This window comes from Paralimibaculum aggregatum, from assembly GCF_030270585.1.
GTDB lineage: Bacteria > Pseudomonadota > Alphaproteobacteria > Rhodobacterales > Rhodobacteraceae > Thermohalobaculum > Thermohalobaculum aggregatum.
In genome coordinates this window covers 85,134-106,656 of record NZ_BSYI01000002.1, presented here as the reverse complement: position 1 = coordinate 106,656, position 21,523 = coordinate 85,134, and the positions used below count along the sequence as shown (strand labels likewise).

The window sequence follows — 21,523 nt, the reverse complement described above, 5'->3', positions numbered from 1 at the left end:
CTTAAGCCATCTGTCGAGACTTGGCCGGCCTGCGCGTGCCGGCGGGGAGGGCGGGCGATGTATGCCGAGGACAGCTTCTTCACCCTTTCGGCATCGGCGCGGGCCGGGCTGCTGGCGCTTTCTGCCGGGTTCGCGGGCCTTGCCGGGGCGCTGGCCAGGGCGGGGCTGCGCGCCGCCGGGCGGCGGCTGGCACCGCGCCTCGCGGTGGCCCTGCTGGTGTTCTGGGGCTTCGAGTGGCTCTCGCCCCAAGGCTACTACGCCTACTACCGGGCGGTCATCCCCGGGCTGCCGGCGCAATGGGTGATCGGCCGGCCGCCGGGGCCGGGGCAGGTGGCGGAAATCCTCGGCTTCGCCGGGCCGGCGACGCTCTCCGCCCATGCCCGGGGGCTGCTCGGCTGGGCGCTGCTGCTGGCCGCCTGCGCGCCGATGCTGCGCCGCCTCAGGCCGCCGAGATCCCGCCATTGACGCTGATCGCCTGGCCGGTGATGCGCGCCGCCGCCGGGCTGGCGAGGAATACCGCCAGCGCCGCCAGATCCTCCGGATAGGTCGGCCCCAGATCCGCCTTGGGCCGGGCCTTGGCGAAGAGCTTCGCCGAGAACCGCCCCTCCTCCATCAGCCGGTCGGTGAGCGGGGTGCCCTCGACGAGGCTCGGCGTCAGCACATTGGCGCGCACGCCGTTGCGCTTGGCCTCGAGCGCCAGGGTGCGGGCGAACTGGATGATCGCCGCCATGCCCGCGCCGATCACCGACTCGCCGGGGGTGGCGAGCTTGCCGGCATCGGAGGCGACCATCAGGATCGTCCCGCCGCCATCGGCCATCATCGGCTCGAGCACCCCGCGGGCCGCGAGCAGCGCCGGAGCGAGGTCGAGCCGCAGGGTCTCGGCCACGTCCTCGAGGCTCTGGCGGAACAGCAGCTCGGGCAGATGCGTGGTGCCGGTGGAGACGAGCGCGGTGTCGATCCGCCCGAGCGCGGCATGGGCCCCGGCCACCGCGCGGGCGACCTCGGCCGGCACGGCGCAGTCCGCCGCGACGAAATGCGCCGCCGGCCCGAGGCTCGCCGCCGCCGCCGCGCCGCGCTCGGGGTTGCGCGCGATCAGCGCGACGCGGGCGCCCTCGGCGACGAAGGCGCGCGCCGCGGCGAGCCCGATCCCCGAGCTGCCGCCGAAGATCGCCACGCCCTGTTCGCGGAGCGGCCGCGGTTCCGCTGCCATGGCCGGTGCCTCCCTGGCGTTGCCTGCGCAGTTCCCTGCACGGTTTCCTGCGGCGAAAGGCTAGCCGAGGCCCCGGAGCGGCGCAATCGGGCGGGCCGGGCGCCTCAGGTGCAGGGCCGGCCGGCCGGAACCGGAAACTGCGCCCAGGCGCCGGCGAGATCGAGCCAGAACACCGCGCCGGCGAGGCCGATCGCCGCCGAGGTGCCGGCCGCGCCGTCGGCGACATCCGCGGCCAGGCTCGCGCCCGTGGCCGGGGAGAGCGGCACCACCGCCAGCACCTCGCGCCCGTCGCTCGTCAGCTCGGCGCCGACCGAGAGCGCCAGGCGCACCATGGCGCGGTTGTCCCGCGTGGTCTCGATGCGCACCCGCTTCAGCCCGAGATTGCGCGCCCGGCGCAGCACCCGGCGCATCAGGCCGAGGCCGATGCCGCGCTTGCGAAAGCCGGGCTCGACGGTGAAGGCCGCCTCGCCGGAGCCGTCCGGCTCCGGATGCAGCTCGGCGACGCCGCGCAGCACGCCGGCCTGGAACCATCCGATCACATGGCCGCCGCCCGCGAACACGCTGGCGGCATGGGCGGCCAGCGCCTCGGCCGACATCGCGCGCATGAAGCGGCTCTGGATGCCGGTTCGGCACATCCGCTGCCAGTGGTCGAGAAGCGCGGCGGTGTCGCCCTGGGAGAGGCTCGCGAAGTAGCCGTGCTCGAAGACCGGGGCCATCGCCTGGGAAAGAGCCGTCGTGGTCATGGGGCAGTCTCCTTCGAGGGTGACAGCCCGTCGTGAACGTTTCCTGTTGGTATGAATTAGACGCGGCGGCGGAGGATGCAATGCGTCCCCGCCTGCCGGCGCCTGGTGCGCGGCGCGATGTGGCACGGGTGCCGCATCGCCGCGCCGCGCGGGACGGTCGCCCTGGCTCAGGTGTCCTCGACGTCGTCGACCGAGACCTGGCCGCTGAGCCGGCGGCGGATGATCGCCCAGGAAAGCCCGATGCCGAGGATCAGGCCGAGCCCGATCAGCACCAGCCAGTCGACCACGCCCGGGTTGGCCAGGTCGAACACCCCGTTCTCCGCCAGCACCCAGACCAGCGCCGCCAGCAGCGCCGCCACCAGCGCGACGCCGGCGACCCCGATCGAGAACAGCGTGGCGCGCAGCAGCACCACGTAGCAGACGATCAGCAGCAGCCCGACGAAGATCTTGGTCGGCTCCTCGAGCGAGACGCCGCCCTCCTTCAGCCAGTGGACATAGGAGAGATATCCGGTGGGGTTGTAGGTCAGAAGCACGATGACGGTCGCGATGGCGATGCGAATCAGCATCCCCGTGAACGTATTCTGGCTCAGCATGGCCCCTCCGCGATTCAGTTTTCCGCTGCCTTATAACCGGCGGGCGGCGGCAGGCCAATGGCGCAGCGCGGCCATGCACTCTTGTCGCGGGCGCGCGGGCGGGTCATCTAAGGGACCATGCCACTCACCGAGTACGACATCGCCGCGGCCATCGCGCAGGGCCCGCGCCGCCGCGGATCGGACGACGATCTCAACCCGGAGGCGCGCCGGCTGGCGCTCGGCATCCGGCGCGAGCGTCCGGCCGCGGTGCTCGCCGCGCTGATGCCGCGCGCCGAGGGGCTGGGCCTCTTGCTGACCCGCCGCGCCGGGCATCTGCGCCATCATGCCGGGCAGATCTCGCTGCCCGGCGGCAAGGTGGAGCCGGAGGATGCCGGGCCGGAGGCGGCGGCGCTGCGCGAGGCGGAGGAGGAGATCGGCCTGCCGCCGGCCGCGGTGCGGCTGCTCGGCCGGCTCGATCCCTATCTCACGGTGACCGGCTTCCTCGTGATGCCGGTGGTCGGCGTGGTCGAGCGGCCCTTCACCCCGCGGCTCGACCCGCAGGAGGTGGATCATCTCTTCGAGGCGCCGATGGATTTCCTGATGGATCCGGCCAACTGCGCCCGGCACAGCTTCGAGCGCGACGGCATGCGGCGGCACTATTATGCGATGCCCTGGGGCGAGCACTATATCTGGGGCGCGACGGCGGGCATCCTCAAGGGGCTGTCGGACCGGCTGGCCGCGCCGGCCGCCGCGGCGGCGGCCTCCGCCGCGGCGGAGCGCGAGGGGTGAGCGCCGCCGCCGGCGAGCCCGCGCCGCGGATCGACGCGCCCTGGATCGCCGCCTCCTCGGCGCGCGCCGTGCTCGCGGCGCTGGGCGGGGCGGGCTACTTCGTCGGCGGCTGCGTGCGCAATGCGCTGCTCGGCCGGGAGGCGACGGATATCGACCTTGCCACCCCGCTCGAGCCGCAGGAGGTGGTGCGCCGGCTCGAGGCGGCGGGCCTGCGCGCGGTGCCCACCGGCATCGAGCATGGCACCGTCACCGCGGTGGCCGGGGGCACGGGCTACGAGGTCACCAGCTTCCGCGCCGATATCGAGACCGACGGGCGCCATGCCACCGTGCGCTTCACCACCGAGATGGCCGAGGATGCCGGGCGGCGGGATTTCACGATGAACGCGCTCTATGCCGATGCGGATGGCCGGGTGATCGACCCGCTCGGCGGGCTGCCCGATCTCCGCGCCGGGCGCATCCGATTCATCGGCCGCGCCGAGGACCGCATCCGCGAGGATTATCTGCGCATCCTGCGCTTCTTCCGCTTCACCGCCTGGTACGGGCGCGAGGGGGTCGAGCCCGAGGGGCTGGCGGCCTGCGCGGCGCTCGCCGAGGGGATCGCCCGGCTGGCCCGCGAGCGGCTCGGGGCGGAGATGAAGAAGCTCCTCGCCGCGCCCGATCCCGGCCCGGCGCTGGCGGCGATGGCGGCCGCCGGCGTGCTGGCGCGGGTGCTGCCGGGGGCGACGGCGGCGGCGATCCCGCCGCTGGTCCATGCCGAGGGGCTGGCCGGCGCGGCGGCGGACTGGCGGACCCGCCTCGCGGCGATCGGCGGCGAGGACCCGTCCGACGCGCTGCGGCTCAGCCGGGCCGAGGCGCGGGCTCTGGGGCTGATCCGCGCGGCGCTGGCAGAGGCGCTGCCGCCCGCGCAGGCGGCGCAGAAATCCGGGGTCGAGGCGGCCCGCGCCGCGGCGCTGATCGCCGCCGCCGCCACCGGGGCGGTGCCCGCCGGCCTCGAGGACGAGCTCGAACGCGGCGCCGCGGCCCGCCTGCCGCTCGAGGCGCGCGACCTGATCGCCGCCGGCATCGCCCCCGGCCCGGCGCTCGGCCGGGCGCTGGCGGCGGCCGAGGCGCGCTGGCGGGCGAGCGATTTCACGCTGGACAAGGCGGCGCTTCTGGAGGACTGTCCGAAACAAGGTCAATAAAGCTGACCAAACGCGCCATCTCTGCCAGACACCGGGGCCGACATGACCATCGACACGCTTCTCGCCCTTGCCGGTTTCGCCTTCGCCGCCGCGTGGACGCCGGGGCCCAACAACATGATGCTGGCCGCTTCCGGCGCCACCTTCGGCTGGCGCGCCACGCTGGGTCATGCGCTCGGCGTGTCGCTCGGCTTCGCGCTGATGATCTTCCTGATCGCGCTCGGGCTCGGCGAGGTGTTCCAGCGCTCCGAGACGCTGCGGATCGGGCTCGCCTGGGGCGGCGGCGCGGTGATGCTCTGGCTCGCCTGGCGGATCGCGACGGCGGGGCCGGCGCGCACGGGCCGGCGCTCGCGGCCGCTGAACTTCCTCGAGGCCTCGGCGTTCCAGTGGATCAACCCCAAGGCCTGGGTGATGGCGATCGGCGCGGCGGCGACCTTCGCCTCAGGCGCCGCGCCGCTGCGCGAGGCCTCGGTGGTGGCGGCGGTGTTCCTGCTGGCCGGGCTCACCGGAACCCAGGTCTGGAGCGGCTTCGGCGCGACCCTCGGCCGGCTGCTGGGCGATGGCTGGGCGCTGCGCGCGTTCAACGTCACCATGGGCGTGATGCTGGCGGCCTCGGCGCTCTGGATGGTGCGCGACGGCATGGTCGGCACCGGGGCGCCGTGACGGCGCCCGGCGGGCTGGCGATCCGGCGCTACCGGGCGGCGGATGCGGGGCCGGCGGCGGCGCTCTTCTTCCGGGCGGTGCGCGAGGGCGCGGCGCGCGCCTACAGCCCGGCGCAATGCGCGGCCTGGGCACCGGCGGTGCCGGAGACGGCGCGCTGGCACGAGCGGATGGCCGGCGGGATCAGCCTGGTGGCGACCCGCGGCGGCCGGCTCGCCGGGTTCATGACGCTGAGCCGGATCGGCGCGGCGGGGCCGGGCAGCGCCCATCTCGACCTTGCCTTCGTCGCGCCCGAGGAGATGGGGCAGGGCACCGCCGGGGCGCTGCACGAGGCGCTGCTCGCCGAGGCCCGCGCGGCGGGGATCAGCCGCCTGACCACCGAGGCGAGCCGGCAGGCCCGGCCCTTCCTCGCGCGGCGCGGCTGGCAGGTGCTGCGCGAGCAGGTGGCGGTGCGGGCGGGGGTGAGCCTGCCCAACACGGTGATGGCGCTGGCGCTCGGCTGAGTGCCTCAGCGGTGGCGGCGTACCGCGTCCTGCCACCAGGGATCGCCGGCCAGGGCCCGGCGCAGCGGGGTCTCGGTGGTGGCCGGCGCGCTCTCGATATAGCCGACCGCATCCGCCAGCCGCTCCGGCGGCAGCGCGGCGAGATAGGCCCGCGCCGCGGCGAGGCTGAAGGGCTGCCCGGTCGCCGCGGCGAAGTTCGAGGGCAGATCGGTCCAGACCGCGCCGTCCCAGCCGCTGGCGGCGCACCAGTCGGCCACCAGCGCCACCACCCGCCGGTCGCTGCCGTGGCGCTGCCCGCTGATGCGGCAGACCGCGCCGATATGCGCCTCGGGCGCCCGCTCGCGCGCCGCGAGATCGGCGCGCGCCTCGGCGATGGCGGCGCGGCGCGAGGCGATCGCATGGGTCGGGCAGGCGGTGCCGTGGCCGGCGGCGATCACCACCGTCAGCGCGCCGTTGCGCTTGGCGCTCACCCGGCAGAACTCGAGCGGCAGCGCCGGGCCGACGCCTATCTGCCAGGCGCCCGTCACCTTAGGCGCGAGGTCGTCGAGATCCCAGATCAGCGAGCCCCAGCCGATCACCGCAAAGCCGGGCATGGCGCCTCCTTCAGCCGCTCGGCACATCTGAGCCTGCGGCGCCGCCGCGTGCAAGGCCGATGCGCCGGAGCGGCGACGGAGCAGGGCCGGGGCGCTTGCGGGGGCCGCGCGCTGCTGCCATGCTCGGACCCTTCGATGGCAACCCCGGGGGCAGAGGCGATGGCAGTTCGCGAAACCGAGGTGCTGGCGGCCAATGCCGCCTTCTACGCCGCAATGCGCCGGGGCGACCGGGGCGCGATGGCGGCGCTCTGGTCGGTGCGCTTCGAGGTGAGCTGCACCCATCCCGGCGGGCCGACGCTGACCGGCCGCGCCGCGGTGATCGGCAGCTGGGACGCGGTGCTGGCCGAGAGCCCGGGGCCGGAGATCCGCGTCTCCGGGCCGGTGGCGGTGGTCTCGGGCCGCACCGCGCTGGTGCTCTGCGAGGAGCGGATCGCCGGCGCGCGGCTGATCGCCGTCAACGCCTTCATGCTGGAGGACGAGGCCGGCGACGGCGGCGCCCCCGGCGGCTGGCGGATGATCGGCCACCACGCCGCCGATCCGATCTGAGCCGGCCGCGCCCTCAGAGCAGCGCCGCGCTGTCGGCCGGCGCCTCGGCGCGGTCCTCCAGCCCGTAGTCGCGGATCACCGCCGCGACCCGCAGCCGGTAGCCCGCGAACAGCCCCTCGCGCCCCATCTTCTGGTAGCGCCGGTGGACCGGGTGGTTGCGCCAGGCATCCACCGCCGCCTCGTCGCGCCAGAACGAGATCGAGAGCAGCTTGCCCGGCGTGGTCAGGCTCTCGAAGCGCTCGACCGAGACGAAACCGTCGATCTCGGCGAGCAGCGGCTTCAGCGTGGCGGCATGGTCGAGATAGGCCGCCTGCCGGCCCTCGGCCGGCTCGACCTCGAAGATGATGGCGATCATCGCGTGTTCCTTTCGTGGCTGCCCGTTGCTGCCCCGGCGTTGACAAAGCGGCCCGATCATGCCAGTTGCCGCATCCTTGCGGGAGTGATGCCCGCAGCCCGACCCCCGCGGCCCGGTCTCAGGGCCTGTCGTTCCGCACCGCCTCCGGCGGGCGGGAAGAGGAGGGGCGGGTCGACATTCGCGATGGAGTGCAGAGATGAGCAAGCGGACCTCCGCCAAGTACAAGATCGACCGCCGGATGGGCGAGAACATCTGGGGCCGTCCGAAGTCCCCGGTCAACCGGCGTGAATACGGCCCCGGCCAGCACGGCCAGCGCCGCAAGGGCAAGATGTCGGATTTCGGCCTGCAGCTCCGTGCCAAGCAGAAGCTGAAGGGCTATTACGGCGACCTGACCGAGAAGCAGTTCCGCCGCATCTTCGCCGAGGCCGAGCGCCGCCGCGGCGACACCGGCGAGCTGCTGGTGGGCCTGCTGGAGCAGCGCCTCGACGCGGTGGTCTACCGCGCGAAATTCGTGCCGACGGTCTTCGCCGCGCGCCAGTTCGTCAACCACGGCCATGTCCTGGTCAACGGCAAGCGGGTCAACATCCCGTCCTATCGCGTGGTGCCGGGCGACGAGATCTCGGTCGGCGAGAAGGGCAAGCAGATGGCGCTGGTGCTCGAGGCGACGCAGTCCGGCGAGCGCGACGTGCCGGAATATCTCGAGGTGGATCACAACAAGCTGACGGCGCGCTTCGTGCGCATCCCGACGCTCTCCGAGATCCCCTATGCGGCGATGATGGAGCCCAACCTCGTCGTCGAGTACTACGCGCAGAACTGATCCCGCCGATCGGCTGCGTGCCTGCCGCCCGGCCCGTCTCGGGGCCGGGCCTTGCCGGAGCGCGGGGGCTCAGGGCAGTTCTCTCAGCAGCCGCTCCCGCTCCGCCTTGCGCGAGGCGAAGCCATTGGCCGCCCGCACCGCCCGGTCATGGGCCGTGCGCGCCGCCCGCGCCGCCGCCTCCAGCTCCCGGCTCTGCCGCTCGAAATCCTTCAGCGCCCGCTTGAAGTCCTTCTCCAGCGCCTTCACCCGCTTGTCGATGGCGGCCTTCAGCGCCGCCGCCTGGGCGGTCTCCGCGGCATCGAGCGAGATCGCCACGAAGCTCAGCATCGGGCCGAGCCCGCGCACCTTCACCCGGTCGAGCTGGTCGTAGCAGGAGAGCATGGTCTCGCTGGTCTTGTGCGCCGCCTGGTAGCGGGTCATCGAGCCGCCGGCGCCGACCACCTTGTCGATCACCATCCCCGCCGCGGTGGCCGAGACGGCGATGCCGAGGGTCGCCGCCACGCCGATCGGCCCGGCCGCGAGGGTGGCCCCGGCGATCGCGGCGCCGAGCGCGGTCTTGGCCGCCTTGCCCTTCAGGATGCGCTTCAGCTTCTCGAGGTCGCGGCGGGTCTGGTCGAGCTTCTGGCGGATCGCGAGGAAGGTCCGGGCATGGCCCGAGACCTGGCCGACCAGCGTGAAGAACAGCGTGAGCTTCACCCCGAGCGCGGCATCGACCACGGCGCTGAAGGGCACGTTCATCTCCTCGACGATCTCCAGCGCGATCAGATGCGTCTGATAGGCGCCCTCGAAATCGTCGAGATCGCGGGCGCGGCCGGAGATCACCCGGTTCCACGCGTCGTTGAAATCGCCGTAGCTCGCCTCGCAGGCGGCGACATCGCCGCGATAGGTGGCGAGCGTCGCGGCGGTGCAGGCCTTCAGCGCGCCGCTCTGCAGGTTGCGCCCGGCGAGGGTGAGCGCGGCCTCGGTGGCGTTGACGATCTCGCCGAGATAGCGGCGCACGACGGGGGTATCGAGAAACTCCTTCGGATCGGCGGTTGCGGTTGCGGACATCGGTCTGATCCCTTCGGTTGCGTCGCCGGCAGGGGTGCCGGCTCGCTGTCAGGGATATGTCCGCCCGGTTTCGCGCATGTGTCGGGCGCCGCGCCGGAAGGGTCTCGAAGGTTGCCTGCGTTTCGGTTGTTTCCGCGCCGGTCAGGCGGCCGGGGTCTCCGGCGCCGCGATCTCCTCGGCGAAGAGCACGAAGCGCATCGGGCCGTCCTCGTCGCCGTCGAAGGGCCAGCAGGTGGCCAGCGCCAGCCGCCGCGGGCCCTCGAGCGCCACCGGAAAGCGCCATTCCCGGCTGTCCACCACCAGCGCGCGGGTGACGCGGTAGCGCTGCACGCCGCCGCCGGGGGTCTCCAGCGCCAGCAGGTCGCCGGGGCGGAGCTTCGCGAGGAAGGCCAGGTGGGTGTCACGGTGCCCTGCCACCGCCGCCAGCCCCGGCGTGCCGAGCGGCGCGGTGCCGGGCACATGGCCCGGCCCCCAGGCCATCGCCTCGCCGGAGGCGCTGGCCAGCACCACCGCGGCCGCGCCGAGCGCCGGCGCCGAGAGCCGCGCCGCCGGGGCGACATCGGCCCAGCTCCAGGGCCTGGCCGGGCGGCCGGTCTCCAGCGTCTCGGCCCAGGCGGCCTCGAGCAGCCATTGCCCGACCTTCGCCTTGGCCGGCAGGTAGGCCGCCTCGGCGGCGAGGACCAGCCCCGCCGCCATCAGCCCCGCGCCCGCCAGCTGGCCGGCGCGCCGCAGCGGCCCGCGGCTCATGCCCGCCCCGAATCGGCGGCGGTGACGGTGATCGCGCGCACCTGCGGCCGGCGCACCCGGCGCAGCCGCGTGACCACCAGCGTGAAGAGCCCGGTGACCATCAGCAGCAGCCCCAGCAGCAGCGACTGGCGCCAGTTGAGCGCGCCCTTCGGCACCGGGGCACCCGCCGCTTCGGCCTCGGCCTGGGTGCGCTGCGGCGCGATCCGCTGCAGCATGGCGCGGTCGAGCTGCGGCGCGGCCTCCGGCGTCTCGAAGAGGAAGGCCTCCGGGTCCCAGCCCTTGGGCAGGTTGAGCGGCACCTCGGCGCTGGCGAGGCCGGTGCCGCGCGGCCGGCTCGGGGTGACGTCCACCGCCACCAGCGAGGTCAGCCGCGAGACGAGGCCGTAGCCGAGCGCGGTGTCGAGGATCTCGCGGTCGAGCCGCTCCATGCCGGAGACCTCGACCGCCGGGCTGAGGCGCAGCGCCTCGAGGCTGGCGATCCGGCGCCGGGCATAGAGCTTGGCCACGCCGGCGCGCTCGGCGGCCCGGTCGAGCGGCAGGCGCACCTGCCAGGGCTGCGCGCCGCGCATCCCCGAGAGCACCGCCTCGCCGGCGATCTCCGGCCCGCGCAGCGCCACCGCGAGCGGCTCGCCGGCATAGAGATCGGGCAGCGGCGAGGGCAGCACCTCGGCGGTCACGCCCTCCGGCAGCCGGAGCTCGAGATCGGTGATCGCCGGGGTCTCGATCTTGGTGAACAGCGCGGTCATCCGCTCCGCCACCTCCGAGAGATCGCCGATATAGACATGGGCGCCGCGGCCCTTCTCCGCCGCGCGGCTCATGAAATAGCTGTTGGGTGCGGAGCCGATGCCGACGGTGAAGAGCCGGGTCTCGCCGAGCTTCTCGTCGATCAGCGCGAGCATCTGCGCCTCGTTGCCGACGGCGCCGTCGGTGAGGAAGATCACCTGGCGCAGCCGGTCGCCCGCCGGGGCGCCGGAGAGCGCATAGTCGAGCGCCGGCAGCATCTCGGTGCCGCCCTCGGCCTCCAGCGCGCGCACCGCGGTGACGGCGGCGGCGATGTTCTCCGGGCTCGCCGGCACCGGCGCGTCGTGGAACACGGCGAACTGGTCGTTGAAGATCACGATGTTGAAGGCGTCCTCCGGGCGCAGCCGCTTCACGGCCATCTCGAGCCCCTCGCGGGCCTGCTCGATCGATTCGCCCGACATCGAGCCCGAGACGTCCTGCACGAAGATCACCTCGCGCGGCCGCACCGGGCGGGCCTCGCCGAGCTCCGGCGCGGTGAGCATCAGCAGCATGTGCGCCTGCCCGTCCTTCTCCTCGGCGAACAGCGCGGCCTGCGGCTCGGCGCCGCTGCCGGCCCAGCGCAGCAGGAAGTCGCGGTCGGCCGGGGCCGGGCCGGCGAGCGCGATGCGGGCGCGGCCGGGGCCGGGCTCGGCGACGGTGATCTCGTGCGAGGGGCTCTCCAGCGTCGCGATGTCGAAGCCCGGCGCGAGGTCGATGTCGATCTGCACGGGGTTGCGCATCTGGCCGGCGGGCTCGGCGCGCGGATCGGCCACCGGCGGCTCGATGCGGTCGCGGTCCGGCACCGGGTCGGTCACGCCCCAGCCGTCCTGCAGGAACTCCACCACCTGCACCACCGGCGAGGGGTTGTAGCGCGGCGCCACCACCAGCGGCATGCGGACCTCCCAGCGCCCGTCCTTCGGCGCGAGCGACTGCTGGAAGGCGATCTGCGTCACGATCACCTCGCCGGGGCCGATATTGGCGACCGAGTTGGTGAACAGGTTCGGCCGCTCCTGCTCCACCAGCGCGGCCTTCTTGCCCTCCGCCTTGGCGGCCTCGTAGATCTCCTTGGCCTCCTGCCGCTCCTTGATCTCGCCCTCGATGAAGCGGTCGCCGATGCGCATCCGCAGGGTGTCGACGGCGCTGTCCTCGGGCAGCGGGAAGGCATAGATGCCCTCGACCCATTCCTCGGTGGGGTTGGTGAAGCGCTGGGTCACGGTGGCGCGGGCCACGGTGCCGGTGATCTGCATGTCGATCTTGGTGGAGACCAGCGGGGCGGGCACGTATTTGCCGGGCTCGTCGGTGCGCAGCATCAGCCGCCCGGTGCGCACGTCGTCGAGGGTGAGGAGCGCCGGCGCGGCCGCCGGGGTCTCTGTCGGGGCGGCGCCGGGGGCGCCGGCCTGCTGGGCCGGGGCGGTGCCCTGCGCCAGAGCCATGACAGCGGCGAACGCCGCTGCCAGTCGGGTGATACGGGGTGTCATGATGCTCCTCCCTCGCGAGCTTTCGGGATACGCCACTGGACTATACGCAGAAGAGGCGCCGATTCGGGCGGTCGCTGGCCGCGGGTCGGGCAGGGCGGGGGCGATTTCGTGGCCCGTTAACCACAGTGTGGCGCCCGGTGTTGCGGATGCGCCGCGATCAGGTGCCCCGGGCGGCCGCCGCCTCCTCCCGCCGGTCGAGCAGCGCATCGGTCAGCGCGCCGCCCGCCCACATCGCCGCGAGCGCAAGCCAGGCGGTCAGCGCCAGCGCCGAGCCGCCCGAGACCCCGGCGCCGATCGAGCATCCCCCCGCCAGCATCGCGCCGAAGCCCATCAGCGCCGCGCCGGTCAGGGAGCGCTGCATCGACCGCACCCCCGCCCAGCCCTGCCATTCGAGCTCCCCCGCCGCGAGCGCCGCGAGGAAGGCGCCGAGGAATACCCCCGGCACGAGGCCGATGTCGAAATCCAGCGCCGGCGCCGGCGTCAGCACATAGATCAGCATGTCGGCCGAGGGGCCGGAGAAGGTCAGGCTCTCCACCGGCGTCGGCGCGAAGGTGAGCCCGGCGAGCGCATGGGTGATCCACCAGCCCGCCGCCGCCGCGAAGCCGACCCCCGAGCCGAAGACCAGCAGCCGCGCCGAGACCCGGTTGCGCCAGGCGAGCCAGAGCGCGGCCAGCGTGAACCCCGCGCCGAGCGCGATCCCGGCCCAGCCCGGCAGCCCCGCCGCCGCGGCGAGATCGGGGTTGGGGCCGGGCGTGACGATCTCCGCCGCGAGCCGCCCGCGCGGGCCCGCCAGCAGCCCGTGCAGCGACATCTGCGCCGCCACCGCGAAGACCAGCCCCGAGAGGATCGCCCGGAGGTTGCCGGTGGCCGCCAGCACCAGCAGCCGCCCCGGGCAGCCGCGCGCCAGCACCATCCCGGCGCCGAAGACCAGCCCGCCCAGCACCGCGCCGGAGACCGAGCCGGGCTGGCCGAGCCAGCGGCTCTCGGCCAGGTCGATCTCGCCAGCGAAGATCAGCGCCTGGGTCCACAGGAGCGCCGTGGCGAAGCAGAGCAGCCAGACCGCCATGCGCGGCCCGAGCCGGCCGCGGGCGAACTCCACCACGCTGGCGCGCAGGCAGAAGCGGCTGCGCTGTGCCGCCACGCCGAAGACCAGCCCCACGGCAAGGCCCGCCAGCGCCACCGTCTCGGCCTCGCCGAGCGTCTCGAGCAGCCCCTCGAGGATCTCCGCGACCTCCATCGCGCCCTCCCGGCTTTCCCTCCCGGTTTCCCCCGAGGCTGGCGCGGCGCGCGCCGGGGCGCCTTGATCCGGGTCATGCCGCCGGGCGCATCCATGCCGCTGACGCAAGACAGATTGCCGCAGGAGGCGCTGGCGGCGGCGCCGCCCAGCGGCTAAGACGGGGCGGAAAGGAATTTCGCCCATGCCGCCCCTGCCGATTTCCGAGGCCGCCAGCCTGCCGGTCTGGCGTCGTCCCGCCGCCCTTCTCGTGCTGATGGCCATCGCCACCCCGCTCGCCTTCGCGACCTGGTCGGCGCTGCTCAACAACTTCGTCGTCGAGGCCGCGGCCTTCGACGGGCTCGACATCGGCACGCTGCACGTGGCGCGCGAGATCCCGGGCTTCCTCGCCTTCCTGGTGATCTACCTGCTGTTCGTGATCCACGAGCAGCGCCTGGCGATCCTGGCGCTGCTGGTGCTCGGCGGCGGCACCGCGGTGGTGGCGGAGTTCCCGAGCTACTGGGGGCTGATGGCGACCACGATCATCTCCTCGGTGGGGTTCCACTATTTCGAGACGGTGAACCAGTCGCTGCAGCTGCAATGGCTGCCGAAGGACCGCGCGCCGAAGATCATCGGCTGGATCGTCTCGGCCGGCTCGGCCGGCTCGCTGGTGGCCTTCGGCACCATCATCCTCGGCGCCGAGTTCTTCGGCTGGGGCTACGAGACGCTGTACTGGCTCGGCGGCGGTGCCTGCGCGCTGCTGGCGCTGGTGGCCTGGGCCTGGTTCCCGATCTTCCGGGCGCCGGTGACGCAGCACCGCAAGATGATCCTGCGCCCGCGCTACTGGCTGTATTACGCGCTGGTCTTCATCGGCGGCGCGCGGCGGCAGATCTTCATCGTCTTCGCGCCCTTCATGATGGTGGAGCGCTTCGGCCTCGCGGTGCACGAGGTCACCGGGCTGATGCTGGCGAACTATGTCGCGACGATCTTCTTCGCGCCGCTGGCCGGGCGGATGATCCACCGCTATGGCGAGCGCAACGCGCTGATCGTGGAGTATATCGGGCTGTTCACGGTGTTCATCGCCTATGCCGGGATCTACTTCTTCCACTGGGGCGTGGCGCTGGCGATCATGCTCTACGTGCTCGACCATCTGCTGTTCGCGCTGGCGATCGCGCAGAAGACCTATTTCCAGAAGATCGCCGATCCGGCCGACCAGGCGCCGACGGCGGCGGTGGCCTTCACCATCAACCACATCGCCGCGGTGACCCTGCCGGCGCCGCTGGGGCTGCTCTGGCTCACCGCGCCGGGCGGGGTCTATGCGCTCGCGGCGGCGCTGGCGCTGGTCTCGCTCACCCTGGCCTTCCTGGTGCCGCGGCATCCGATGGCGGGGGCCGAGACGGTGCTGACCCGCGCGCGGCCGGAGGCGGCCGACCCGCCGCTCACCCAGCCGGCGGAGTGAGCGGCGGGCCTTGAGCGGGAAACCCCAGATCGCCGCGCCCGGAGGCGGCCGGCCCGCGCCGGAGAGGCCGGCCGGCCAGCCGCGCTTCACCACCGGCTCGACCATGCGCCATGTCGCGGTGATGACGCTGACCGGCGCCGTCGGGCTGATGGCGCTGTTCCTGGTAGATGTGGCGAACCTCTTCTATGTCTCGCTGCTCGGGCCGGAGGTGCTGGCCGCGGCCATCGGCTTTGCCGGCACCGTGCAGTTCTTCATGATCTCGGTCTCCATCGGGCTCTCGATCGGGGCGGCGGCGCTGGTCAGCCGCGCCATCGGCGCCGGGCGGCGGGCCGAGGCGCGCCGGCTCGCGGCCTCGGCGGCGGTGCTCAACTTCGCGGTGCTGGCGGCGGTGACGGCGGCGGCCTGGGCGTTCCGCGACGAGATCCTGACCCTGCTCGGGGCCGGCGGCGAGACCCATGCCATCGCCAGCCGCTTCCTGGCCATGGTGCTGCCGGCGCTGCCGCTGCTCGGGCTCGGCATGGTCTCCGGCGGGCTGCTGCGCGCGGTCGGCGACGCGCGGCGGGCGATGTGGATCACGCTCGGCGGCGGGCTGCTGGCGGCGGCGCTCGACCCGCTCTTCATCTTCGGCTTCGGCCTCGGGATCGACGGCGCCGCCATCGTCTCGGTGATCGCGCGCATCGTGGTGGCGGGGCTCGGGCTCGGCTTCGCGATCCGCCGGCACGACCTGATCGCCCGGCCGCGGCTCGCCGACATCCTGGCCGATGCGCCGCGGCTCGGCGCGATCTCCGGGCCGGCGATGGCCACGCAGCTCTCCACCCCCTTCGGCATGGCCTATCTCACCACGGTGGTCGCCGCGCATGGCGACGAGGCGGTGGCCGGCTGGGCGGTGGTCGGGCGGCTGACGGCGCTCTCATTCGGCGGCATCTTCGCGCTCTCCGGGGCGGTGGGGCCGATCTTCGGGCAGAACCTCGGCGCCGGGCGCGGCGACCGGCTGCGCATGGTGCTGCGCGACGCCTTCCTCTTTGCCGCGGCCTATGTCGCCTGTGTCTGGCTGGTGCTGGTGCTGCTGTCGGGCAGCGTGACCGCCGCCTTCGGGCTCACCGGCGCCGGGGTGCGGGTGTTCGAGACCTTCGTGCATTACGGCGCCGGGGCCTATCTGTTCACCGCGCTGCTGTTCGTCGCCAACGCCGCCTTCAACAATCTCGGCCGGCCGCATCTCTCGACGCTGTTCAACTGGAGCCGCGATGCGCTGGCGATCCCCGGGCTGGCGCTGCTGCTCGGCGCCGCGGCGGCGCCGGAGGGGGCGGTGCTGGTGCAGGCGACGGCGGCGATCGCGGTGGGCATCGCCGCCGGCTTCGCGGCACGGGCGCATGTGGCGCGGGTGGCGGCGCGCACCGTGCCCGCGCCGGCCGAACCGGCGCCGCCGCATGCGCTGGCGGTGCCCTTCACCAGCGCGCGCACCGATCTGCCCGAGACCGGCGAGGGGCTCGCCGAGGCGCCGGAGCCGGCGGAGATGGCCGGCCGCCCCCCTCTGGCACCGCCGGAAAAGACAGGCTAAGAGGGCGCAAAGAGGCGGATTCCAGTCGACAGGCTAGCAGGGGACCAGCAGGGCCATGGCAAAGATCACGTATATTGAGCACAGCGGGAAGGAACACGTCGTCGAGGTCGCCGAGGGGCTGACCGTGATGGAGGGCGCCGTCTCCAACAACATCCCCGGCATCGATGCCGATTGCGGCGGCGCCTGCGCCTGCTCGACCTGCCATGTCTACGTGCATCCCGACTGGGTGGCCAAGCTGCCCGAGAAGGAGGACATGGAGGTCGACATGCTCGATTTCGCCTTCGAGCCCGACACCGAGCGCTCGCGGCTGACCTGCCAGCTCAAGGTGACCCCCGAACTCGACGGGCTCGTGGTGCAGATGCCCGAGAAGCAGATCTGAGCGTGGGGCGCGCGGCCGGACCGGGCGGCGCGCCCGCACGGCGCCGCCGGATCGCCCTGGCACTGGCGCCGGCGGCGATCGCCGCGCTGCTCGCCGGCCCGCGCCCCGGCGCGGCCGACACGCCCGGGTCCTGCGTGCGGGACACGGCGACCGGCCTCGGCGCCTGCCTCGAGGATGCCACCGCGCGCTATGGCCACGGCGTGCTCGGCGAGGGCGGCGAGTGGGAGCGGCTCTCCCTCGGCCCGCGCGCCGGCCCGGCGCTGACCCATCGGCTCGGCGCGGGGCATGTGTTCGAGGACCTGCATCCCCGGCTCGCGGATCTCGACGGCGACGGTTTCCCGGAGATCGTGACGGTGCGCTCGGGGCAGGCCAGCGGGGCGGCGATCCTCGTCTATTCCGCGGCCGGGGGCAGGCTGCGCGAGATCGCCGCGACGCCGGCGATCGGCCGGCGCCACCGCTGGCGGGCGATCGCCGGCATCGCCGAGCTCGACGGCGCGCCGGGGCTGGAGATCGCCGAGGTGGACCGGCCGCATCTGGCCGGCATCCTGCGCATCTGGTCGTTCCGCGACGGCCGGCTGACCGAGATCGCCGCGGCGGCGGGCTTCTCCAACCACCGGATCGGCGAGAGCGCGATCCGCTCGGTGGTGCGCCGCTGCGCCGATGGCCCGGAGGTGGTGCTGCCGGATCGCGGCTGGACGGAGCTCGTCGCGGTGCGCCTCGAGGGCGGCGCGCTGCGGCAGCGGCGGCTCGGCCTGCCGGCGAGCGATGCCGGCCTCGGCCGCGCCCTCGCCTGCCGCTGAGCCTGGGAACCACAACACGGGAGCGAGAATGGCACATCGTCCGCTGATCGGCGTCACCGCCTTCCTGCACAGGGTCGACGACACCTTCGATGCCGATATCTGCGGCGTGCGCACGCCCGAGGCGGTGGCCGGGGTGGCCGGCTGCGCGCCGATCGTGCTGCCGGGGCGGCCGGAGGCGCTGCCGACCGGGCACCTGATGGAGTTGCTCGACGGGCTGGTGCTGACCGGCGGGCGGCCCAACGTGCATCCGCGCCACTATGGCGAGGCGGATGACGGGCGCTACGGCAAGTTCGACGAGGGGCGCACCGCGATCACCCTGCCGCTGATCCGGGCGATGGTGGCGGCGGGGCGGCCGGTCTTCGGCATCTGCCTCGGCATCCAGGAGATGAACGTCGCCTTCGGCGGCAGCCTGCATCCGGAGATCCGCGACGAGCCGGGGCGGATGAACCACCGCATGCCGCCGGGCGAGAAGGACCCGGAGGTGATCTTCCGCCGGCGCCATCTCGTGCGCTTCCGCGAGGGCGGTGCGTTCGCGCGGCTGCTGGGAACGCAGGAGACCGTGACCAACTCGCTGCACGGCCAGGCGATCTGGCGGCTCGGGGAGCGGGTGGTGGCAGAGGGCCGGGCGGAGGACGACACCATCGAGGCGATCTCCATCGCCGGCGCGTCGAGCTTTGCCCTCGGGGTGCAGTGGCATGCGGAATACGCCGCCGGCGAAGATCCGGTGAGCCGGGCGCTGTTCACCGCCTTCGGCGCGGCGGCGCGCGCGGCGCAGGCGGCGCGGAACGGCTGAGGGACCCGGGGGCGGCCCGCCATCGCGCCCGCGCCGGAACGGGGCGCCCCGCCCGCCCGCCCGCGCCCCGCTCCGGCGCGGGCGCGATGGCGGGCCGGCCGGAGCGGTGGTGGGGGCGGGCAGCCGGGGCGTCTCCCGCCGGGGGCTCCGGTGCGGTGCAGATGCCGGAGGTGCAAGCCCTGCCGCGGGGAGCCCGGGCTCAGAGCCAGTCGCGCAGCACCGGGATCAGCGGCAGGTCGGCCGGCGGCATCGGGTAGTCGCGCAACCGCGCCGGGCGCACCCAGGCCAGGCGCTGGCCCTCGCGCGGGCTCGGCGTGCCCTCCCATTTCCGGCAGGCGAAGAGCGGCATCAGCAGGTGGAAGTCGTCATAGGCGTGGCTGGCGAAGGTGAGCGGCGCGAGGCAGCTCGCCCAGGTGCCGATGCCGAGCTCCTCGGCGAGCTCGCGGATCAGCGCCGCCTCCGGGGTCTCGCCGGGCTCGACCTTGCCGCCGGGAAACTCCCAGAGCCCGCCCATCGCCTTGTGCGCCGGGCGCTGGGCCAGCAGCACGCGGCCGTCGGGGTCGATCAGCGCCGCGGCGGAGACCAGCACCATGCGCTGCGCCGCCGCTTCGGCGGCGGCGCCCTCAGCTCCGGTAATCGGCATTGATCTCGACATAGCGCTTGGTCAGATCGCAGGTCCAGACGGTGGCCCGTCCCGGCCCGACCCCGAGATCGACGCCGATCTCGAGTTCCTGGCGGCGCATGTAGGCCGCCCCGGCCGCCTCGGAATAGGCCGGCGCGACCCAGCCGGCCTCGGCCACCGGGATGTCGCCGAAGCGGATCGACAGCCGGTCGCGATCCGCCTTCTCGCCGGACTTGCCGACCGCCATGACGATGCGGCCCCAGTTCGGGTCCTCGCCGGCCAGCGCGGTCTTGACCAGCGGCGAGTTGGCGATGGCGAGGCCGACCTTGCGCGCGGCGCGGTCGCTCTCGGCCCCGGTGACGGTGATCTCGGCGAGCTTGGTGGCGCCCTCGCCGTCCTTCACCACCTGGATCGCCAGATCGCGCATCACCGTGCCGAGGGCGCCGCGCAGCAGGTCGGCCTCCGGGCTCTCGGCGCGCTCGATCGGGGCCATCGGCGCCTGGCCCGTGGCGCCGACGATCAGCGTGTCGGAGGTCGAGGTGTCGCTGTCGACGGTGATCGCGTTGAAGGTCTGCTCGGTCAGCGCGGAGACCAGCGCCTGCAGCACCGGCGGGCGCACCGCGGCATCGGTAAAGATGAAGACCAGCATCGTCGCCATGTCCGGCGCGATCATGCCCGAGCCCTTGGCGAAGCCCGAGACGGTGACCGGCGTGCCGCCGATCTCCACCGTGGCGGTGGCGCCCTTGGGGAAGGTGTCGGTGGTCATGATCGCCCGGGCGGCGCGCTCCCAGGTCTCGGTGGAGAGCCCGGCGGCGAGGCGCGAGAGGCTGGCCTCGATGCGCTCGGCGGGCAGCGGCTCGCCGATCACGCCGGTGGAGGCCATCATCACGTCGCCCGGCGCGAGGCCGAGGGCATCGGCGGTGGCCCTCGCCACGCGCTCCACCGCCTCGGTGCCGGCAGCGCCGGTGAAGGCATTGGCATTGCCGGAATTCACCACGATGGCCCGCGGCGCCGGGGCCGCCGTCGCCAGCGCGGCGAGGCGTGCCTCGCACCAGAGCACGGGCGCCGCGCGGGTGCTCGAGCGGGTGAAGGTGCCGGCCAGCACCGAGCCGGCCTCGAGGCGCACCAGCATCACGTCGTCGCGCCCCTTGTAGCGCACGCCCGCGGCATCGGCGGCCAGCGTCACCCCGGCGACCGGGGCGAGCGCCGGGAAGCGCGCCGGGGCCAGCGGCGAGACCGGCCCGCCGAGGCGTTTCCTCAGCGCCGCGATCTCGGCCGCGAGCGCCCTGGCCGCGGCCTCCTTCTCGGCGAGCTCGGCGGCCAGCGCCGCGTTCTCCTCCGGGCTGCTCATGCGCGAGGCCCCGTCACTCGGACGCGGCTTCGGGGGCGATCAGCTGGTCGGCCAGCAGCGCCTCGGCGGGGATCTGCGTCTCCGGCATGGCGATCGCCACCGCCTCGCGGGTATCGGTGATCACCTCCTGCTGCGCCGCCTCGGCGAGACCGCGGACGATCTCCTCGCGGACCTCCTCGATCGGCGGCGCGGCGCGGGTGCGGCGGTCCTTCACCAGGATCAGGTGCCAGCCGAAGGTGGTCTGCACCGGCTCGCTGATGTCGCCGACCTCGAGGGCGAAGGCGGGCTCGGCGAATTCCGGCACCATGTCGGTGGCGACGAACCAGCCGAGATCGCCGCCGCGCTCCTTCGAGGGGCCGATGCTGTGCTCCCGGGCGGCCTCGCCGAAATCCGCGGCCTCGCCGGCGGCCTCGAGCTCGGCGCGGAGCGCCGCGGCGGCCTCCTCGGTCTCGAGCAGGATATGCGCGGCATTGATCTCGGCCACCGGCTCGGCATCGGCATAGCGCGCCTCGTAGGCGGCGGCGATGGTCTCCTCGGTGATCTTCTCGGCCATCGCCTCGCGCATGTAGGTGTCGGCCAGCGTCGAGTTGGTGATGTTGCGCAGCGCCATGTCGACATCGGTGCGGCTGTCGAGCCCGGTCTCGCGGGCGCGCTGGGCCAGCGCGGTCTGGTTGATGAGCTGCTCGAGCAGCCCGGTCATCAGCAGCTCGGCCGGCAGCGCCTGATACTGCGCCGGCAGCTTCTGGCGCACCGCGATCAGCTCGCCGAGGGTCAGCTCGTAGTCGCCGACGGTGGCGATCACCGTCTCCGCCGTCAGCCCCTCCAGCGGGTTGACCGCGGGCGCCGGCTCGGCGGCGGCGGCCGCCGCGGCTTCCGGCTCGGGGGGCAGCTCGTCGGCGCCCGCGGCGGGCTCGGCAGCGGGCTCGGCGGCGGCGCCGCTCTCCTGCGCGAGGGCCGGCAGCGGTGCGGCCAGGACCAGGCCGAGTGCGGCGGCAGCGGTCAGGCGGGGCAGGAGGGGAGAGCTGATCGTCACGGGCGATCTCCTTCGCATCTGCGGCCGGTGGGCCGCTCTGGCCTCGAATTCCGGCCGCGCGGGCCGTTTGCGCCAATTGTCGCCGGCCCGCACCGAAGCCCCCGCAAGCCACGCCGGGGCGTTGACAGGCAGGTATGGGCGACCATAACTCAGTGCCGGGCCGGCTGGCTTTGGCTCACCTCATGTACGCCCATGTCTTCGGATTGCCAACCGAGACCGGGCAGATATTTCGCGCTCCGGCACCAGCGCCGAGATGCGCAATCCGCCGCGGGCGAAACGCCCAGCGACCCCGGG

24 protein-coding genes are annotated in these 21,523 nt (G+C 73.9%); 12 read left to right on the top strand and 12 right to left on the bottom strand.

Annotated features, from left to right (window positions below):
* The first annotated feature begins 57 nt into the window (after positions 1-57).
* Positions 58-465 (top strand): hypothetical protein, encoded by a 408-nt coding sequence (locus QSJ97_RS01675; protein ID WP_285669755.1) that lies wholly within the window; start codon positions 58-60, stop codon positions 463-465.
* Here QSJ97_RS01675 and QSJ97_RS01670 read toward each other — a convergent pair.
* The 3 genes from QSJ97_RS01670 to QSJ97_RS01660 all read right to left on the bottom strand — a co-directional run bounded on the left by QSJ97_RS01670 (position 440) and on the right by QSJ97_RS01660 (position 2,546).
* Positions 440-1,210, bottom strand: coding sequence for an SDR family NAD(P)-dependent oxidoreductase (locus QSJ97_RS01670; RefSeq protein WP_285669754.1), 771 nt, complete (start codon positions 1,208-1,210; stop codon positions 440-442). The two genes, QSJ97_RS01675 and QSJ97_RS01670, sit on opposite strands and share 26 nt — an antisense overlap.
* Positions 1,211-1,314: 104 nt before the next feature.
* Positions 1,315-1,953 (bottom strand): GNAT family N-acetyltransferase, encoded by a 639-nt coding sequence (locus QSJ97_RS01665; protein WP_285669753.1) that lies wholly within the window; start codon positions 1,951-1,953, stop codon positions 1,315-1,317.
* A gap of 167 nt (positions 1,954-2,120) precedes the next feature.
* Positions 2,121-2,546 (bottom strand): DUF6524 family protein, encoded by a 426-nt coding sequence (locus QSJ97_RS01660; protein ID WP_285669752.1) that lies wholly within the window; start codon positions 2,544-2,546, stop codon positions 2,121-2,123.
* Between the two features lie 117 nt (positions 2,547-2,663).
* Here QSJ97_RS01660 and QSJ97_RS01655 point away from each other — a divergent pair, with 117 nt between their 5' ends.
* Genes QSJ97_RS01655 through QSJ97_RS01640 form a run of 4 tightly spaced genes read left to right on the top strand, consistent with a single transcriptional unit; the run spans position 2,664 to position 5,655 of the window.
* Positions 2,664-3,314, top strand: a complete 651-nt coding sequence (locus tag QSJ97_RS01655; RefSeq protein ID WP_285669751.1) for a CoA pyrophosphatase — start codon at positions 2,664-2,666, stop codon at positions 3,312-3,314.
* On the top strand, positions 3,311-4,495 hold the full coding sequence (locus QSJ97_RS01650; protein ID WP_434220874.1) for a CCA tRNA nucleotidyltransferase: 1,185 nt from the start codon (positions 3,311-3,313) through the stop codon (positions 4,493-4,495). The genes QSJ97_RS01655 and QSJ97_RS01650 overlap by 4 nt, the downstream gene beginning before the upstream one ends.
* A gap of 42 nt (positions 4,496-4,537) precedes the next feature.
* Positions 4,538-5,155: a LysE family translocator gene (locus QSJ97_RS01645; RefSeq protein ID WP_285669750.1), complete on the top strand. Its 618-nt coding sequence runs from the start codon at positions 4,538-4,540 to the stop codon at positions 5,153-5,155.
* The gene (locus QSJ97_RS01640) at positions 5,152-5,655 is read left to right on the top strand and encodes a GNAT family N-acetyltransferase (protein WP_285669749.1); all 504 of its coding nucleotides are present in this window, start codon (positions 5,152-5,154) and stop codon (positions 5,653-5,655) included. The genes QSJ97_RS01645 and QSJ97_RS01640 overlap by 4 nt, the downstream gene beginning before the upstream one ends.
* 5 nt (positions 5,656-5,660) lie before the next feature.
* On the opposite strand, the gene QSJ97_RS01635 is transcribed toward QSJ97_RS01640, so the two are convergent.
* A complete protein-coding gene (locus tag QSJ97_RS01635) occupies positions 5,661-6,248 on the bottom strand; it encodes a hypothetical protein (protein ID WP_285669748.1) in 588 nt (195 codons plus the stop codon).
* 159 nt (positions 6,249-6,407) lie between these two features.
* Here QSJ97_RS01635 and QSJ97_RS01630 point away from each other — a divergent pair, with 159 nt between their 5' ends.
* Complete coding sequence (locus tag QSJ97_RS01630; RefSeq protein WP_285669747.1) at positions 6,408-6,794, top strand: nuclear transport factor 2 family protein; 387 nt, start codon at positions 6,408-6,410, stop codon at positions 6,792-6,794.
* Between the two features lie 13 nt (positions 6,795-6,807).
* Here the strand turns inward: QSJ97_RS01630 and QSJ97_RS01625 are convergent, their stop codons facing one another.
* Complete coding sequence (locus QSJ97_RS01625) at positions 6,808-7,149, bottom strand: antibiotic biosynthesis monooxygenase family protein (RefSeq protein ID WP_285669746.1); 342 nt, start codon at positions 7,147-7,149, stop codon at positions 6,808-6,810.
* A gap of 196 nt (positions 7,150-7,345) precedes the next feature.
* Here QSJ97_RS01625 and rpsD point away from each other — a divergent pair, with 196 nt between their 5' ends.
* Positions 7,346-7,966, top strand: a complete 621-nt coding sequence (gene rpsD / locus QSJ97_RS01620; RefSeq protein ID WP_285669745.1) for a 30S ribosomal protein S4 — start codon at positions 7,346-7,348, stop codon at positions 7,964-7,966.
* Positions 7,967-8,035: 69 nt separating this feature from the next.
* Here the strand turns inward: rpsD and QSJ97_RS01615 are convergent, their stop codons facing one another.
* The 4 genes from QSJ97_RS01615 to QSJ97_RS01600 all read right to left on the bottom strand — a co-directional run bounded on the left by QSJ97_RS01615 (position 8,036) and on the right by QSJ97_RS01600 (position 13,258).
* Positions 8,036-9,016: a hypothetical protein gene (locus QSJ97_RS01615; RefSeq protein WP_285669744.1), complete on the bottom strand. Its 981-nt coding sequence runs from the start codon at positions 9,014-9,016 to the stop codon at positions 8,036-8,038.
* 141 nt (positions 9,017-9,157) lie between these two features.
* Positions 9,158-9,763: a class GN sortase gene (locus QSJ97_RS01610; protein WP_285669743.1), complete on the bottom strand. Its 606-nt coding sequence runs from the start codon at positions 9,761-9,763 to the stop codon at positions 9,158-9,160.
* Positions 9,760-12,021 carry a marine proteobacterial sortase target protein gene (locus tag QSJ97_RS01605; RefSeq protein ID WP_285669742.1) on the bottom strand — a complete coding sequence of 754 codons (2,262 nt, stop codon included), beginning with the start codon at positions 12,019-12,021 and terminating at the stop codon, positions 9,760-9,762. Before QSJ97_RS01605 ends, QSJ97_RS01610 begins: the two co-directional genes overlap by 4 nt.
* A gap of 157 nt (positions 12,022-12,178) precedes the next feature.
* Positions 12,179-13,258 carry a YeeE/YedE family protein gene (locus QSJ97_RS01600; protein ID WP_285669741.1) on the bottom strand — a complete coding sequence of 360 codons (1,080 nt, stop codon included), beginning with the start codon at positions 13,256-13,258 and terminating at the stop codon, positions 12,179-12,181.
* 181 nt (positions 13,259-13,439) lie between these two features.
* On the opposite strand from QSJ97_RS01600, the gene QSJ97_RS01595 reads away from it, so the two are divergent.
* The 5 genes from QSJ97_RS01595 to QSJ97_RS01575 are packed head-to-tail and all read left to right on the top strand — an operon-like array spanning position 13,440 to position 18,223.
* Entirely contained in the window at positions 13,440-14,693 is a 1,254-nt protein-coding gene (locus QSJ97_RS01595; RefSeq protein WP_285669740.1) for an MFS transporter, read from the top strand.
* Between the two features lie 10 nt (positions 14,694-14,703).
* Entirely contained in the window at positions 14,704-16,251 is a 1,548-nt protein-coding gene (locus tag QSJ97_RS01590; protein WP_285669739.1) for an MATE family efflux transporter, read from the top strand.
* A gap of 55 nt (positions 16,252-16,306) precedes the next feature.
* Complete coding sequence (locus QSJ97_RS01585; protein ID WP_285669737.1) at positions 16,307-16,630, top strand: 2Fe-2S iron-sulfur cluster-binding protein; 324 nt, start codon at positions 16,307-16,309, stop codon at positions 16,628-16,630.
* A gap of 2 nt (positions 16,631-16,632) precedes the next feature.
* Positions 16,633-17,430 carry a VCBS repeat-containing protein gene (locus QSJ97_RS01580; protein WP_285669735.1) on the top strand — a complete coding sequence of 266 codons (798 nt, stop codon included), beginning with the start codon at positions 16,633-16,635 and terminating at the stop codon, positions 17,428-17,430.
* Between the two features lie 28 nt (positions 17,431-17,458).
* On the top strand, positions 17,459-18,223 hold the full coding sequence (locus QSJ97_RS01575) for a gamma-glutamyl-gamma-aminobutyrate hydrolase family protein (protein ID WP_285669733.1): 765 nt from the start codon (positions 17,459-17,461) through the stop codon (positions 18,221-18,223).
* Between the two features lie 199 nt (positions 18,224-18,422).
* On the opposite strand, the gene QSJ97_RS01570 is transcribed toward QSJ97_RS01575, so the two are convergent.
* The 3 genes from QSJ97_RS01570 to QSJ97_RS01560 are packed head-to-tail and all read right to left on the bottom strand — an operon-like array spanning position 18,423 to position 21,229.
* Entirely contained in the window at positions 18,423-18,866 is a 444-nt protein-coding gene (locus tag QSJ97_RS01570) for a (deoxy)nucleoside triphosphate pyrophosphohydrolase (RefSeq protein ID WP_285669732.1), read from the bottom strand.
* Complete coding sequence (gene argJ, locus QSJ97_RS01565; RefSeq protein ID WP_285669731.1) at positions 18,847-20,196, bottom strand: bifunctional glutamate N-acetyltransferase/amino-acid acetyltransferase ArgJ; 1,350 nt, start codon at positions 20,194-20,196, stop codon at positions 18,847-18,849. The genes QSJ97_RS01570 and argJ overlap by 20 nt, the downstream gene beginning before the upstream one ends.
* Before the next feature lie 13 nt (positions 20,197-20,209).
* Positions 20,210-21,229, bottom strand: a complete 1,020-nt coding sequence (locus tag QSJ97_RS01560; protein ID WP_285669730.1) for a peptidylprolyl isomerase — start codon at positions 21,227-21,229, stop codon at positions 20,210-20,212.
* Between the last annotated feature and the right edge of the window lie 294 nt (positions 21,230-21,523).

What these genes read in the sequence shown, in the direction of transcription:
- QSJ97_RS01675 (WP_285669755.1), top strand. Translation starts at nt 58, where the DNA reads ATGTATGCCGAGGACAGCTTCTTCACCCTTTCGGCATCGGCGCGGGCC.
- QSJ97_RS01670 (WP_285669754.1), bottom strand. Translation starts at nt 1,210, where the DNA reads ATGGCAGCGGAACCGCGGCCGCTCCGCGAACAGGGCGTGGCGATCTTC.
- QSJ97_RS01665 (WP_285669753.1), bottom strand. Translation starts at nt 1,953, where the DNA reads ATGACCACGACGGCTCTTTCCCAGGCGATGGCCCCGGTCTTCGAGCAC.
- QSJ97_RS01660 (WP_285669752.1), bottom strand. Translation starts at nt 2,546, where the DNA reads ATGCTGAGCCAGAATACGTTCACGGGGATGCTGATTCGCATCGCCATC.
- QSJ97_RS01655 (WP_285669751.1), top strand. Translation starts at nt 2,664, where the DNA reads ATGCCACTCACCGAGTACGACATCGCCGCGGCCATCGCGCAGGGCCCG.
- QSJ97_RS01645 (WP_285669750.1), top strand. Translation starts at nt 4,538, where the DNA reads ATGACCATCGACACGCTTCTCGCCCTTGCCGGTTTCGCCTTCGCCGCC.
- QSJ97_RS01635 (WP_285669748.1), bottom strand. Translation starts at nt 6,248, where the DNA reads ATGCCCGGCTTTGCGGTGATCGGCTGGGGCTCGCTGATCTGGGATCTC.
- QSJ97_RS01630 (WP_285669747.1), top strand. Translation starts at nt 6,408, where the DNA reads ATGGCAGTTCGCGAAACCGAGGTGCTGGCGGCCAATGCCGCCTTCTAC.
- QSJ97_RS01625 (WP_285669746.1), bottom strand. Translation starts at nt 7,149, where the DNA reads ATGATCGCCATCATCTTCGAGGTCGAGCCGGCCGAGGGCCGGCAGGCG.
- rpsD (WP_285669745.1), top strand. Translation starts at nt 7,346, where the DNA reads ATGAGCAAGCGGACCTCCGCCAAGTACAAGATCGACCGCCGGATGGGC.
- QSJ97_RS01615 (WP_285669744.1), bottom strand. Translation starts at nt 9,016, where the DNA reads ATGTCCGCAACCGCAACCGCCGATCCGAAGGAGTTTCTCGATACCCCC.
- QSJ97_RS01610 (WP_285669743.1), bottom strand. Translation starts at nt 9,763, where the DNA reads ATGAGCCGCGGGCCGCTGCGGCGCGCCGGCCAGCTGGCGGGCGCGGGG.
- QSJ97_RS01605 (WP_285669742.1), bottom strand. Translation starts at nt 12,021, where the DNA reads ATGACACCCCGTATCACCCGACTGGCAGCGGCGTTCGCCGCTGTCATG.
- QSJ97_RS01600 (WP_285669741.1), bottom strand. Translation starts at nt 13,258, where the DNA reads ATGGAGGTCGCGGAGATCCTCGAGGGGCTGCTCGAGACGCTCGGCGAG.
- QSJ97_RS01595 (WP_285669740.1), top strand. Translation starts at nt 13,440, where the DNA reads ATGCCGCCCCTGCCGATTTCCGAGGCCGCCAGCCTGCCGGTCTGGCGT.
- QSJ97_RS01585 (WP_285669737.1), top strand. Translation starts at nt 16,307, where the DNA reads ATGGCAAAGATCACGTATATTGAGCACAGCGGGAAGGAACACGTCGTC.
- QSJ97_RS01575 (WP_285669733.1), top strand. Translation starts at nt 17,459, where the DNA reads ATGGCACATCGTCCGCTGATCGGCGTCACCGCCTTCCTGCACAGGGTC.
- QSJ97_RS01570 (WP_285669732.1), bottom strand. Translation starts at nt 18,866, where the DNA reads ATGCCGATTACCGGAGCTGAGGGCGCCGCCGCCGAAGCGGCGGCGCAG.
- argJ (WP_285669731.1), bottom strand. Translation starts at nt 20,196, where the DNA reads ATGAGCAGCCCGGAGGAGAACGCGGCGCTGGCCGCCGAGCTCGCCGAG.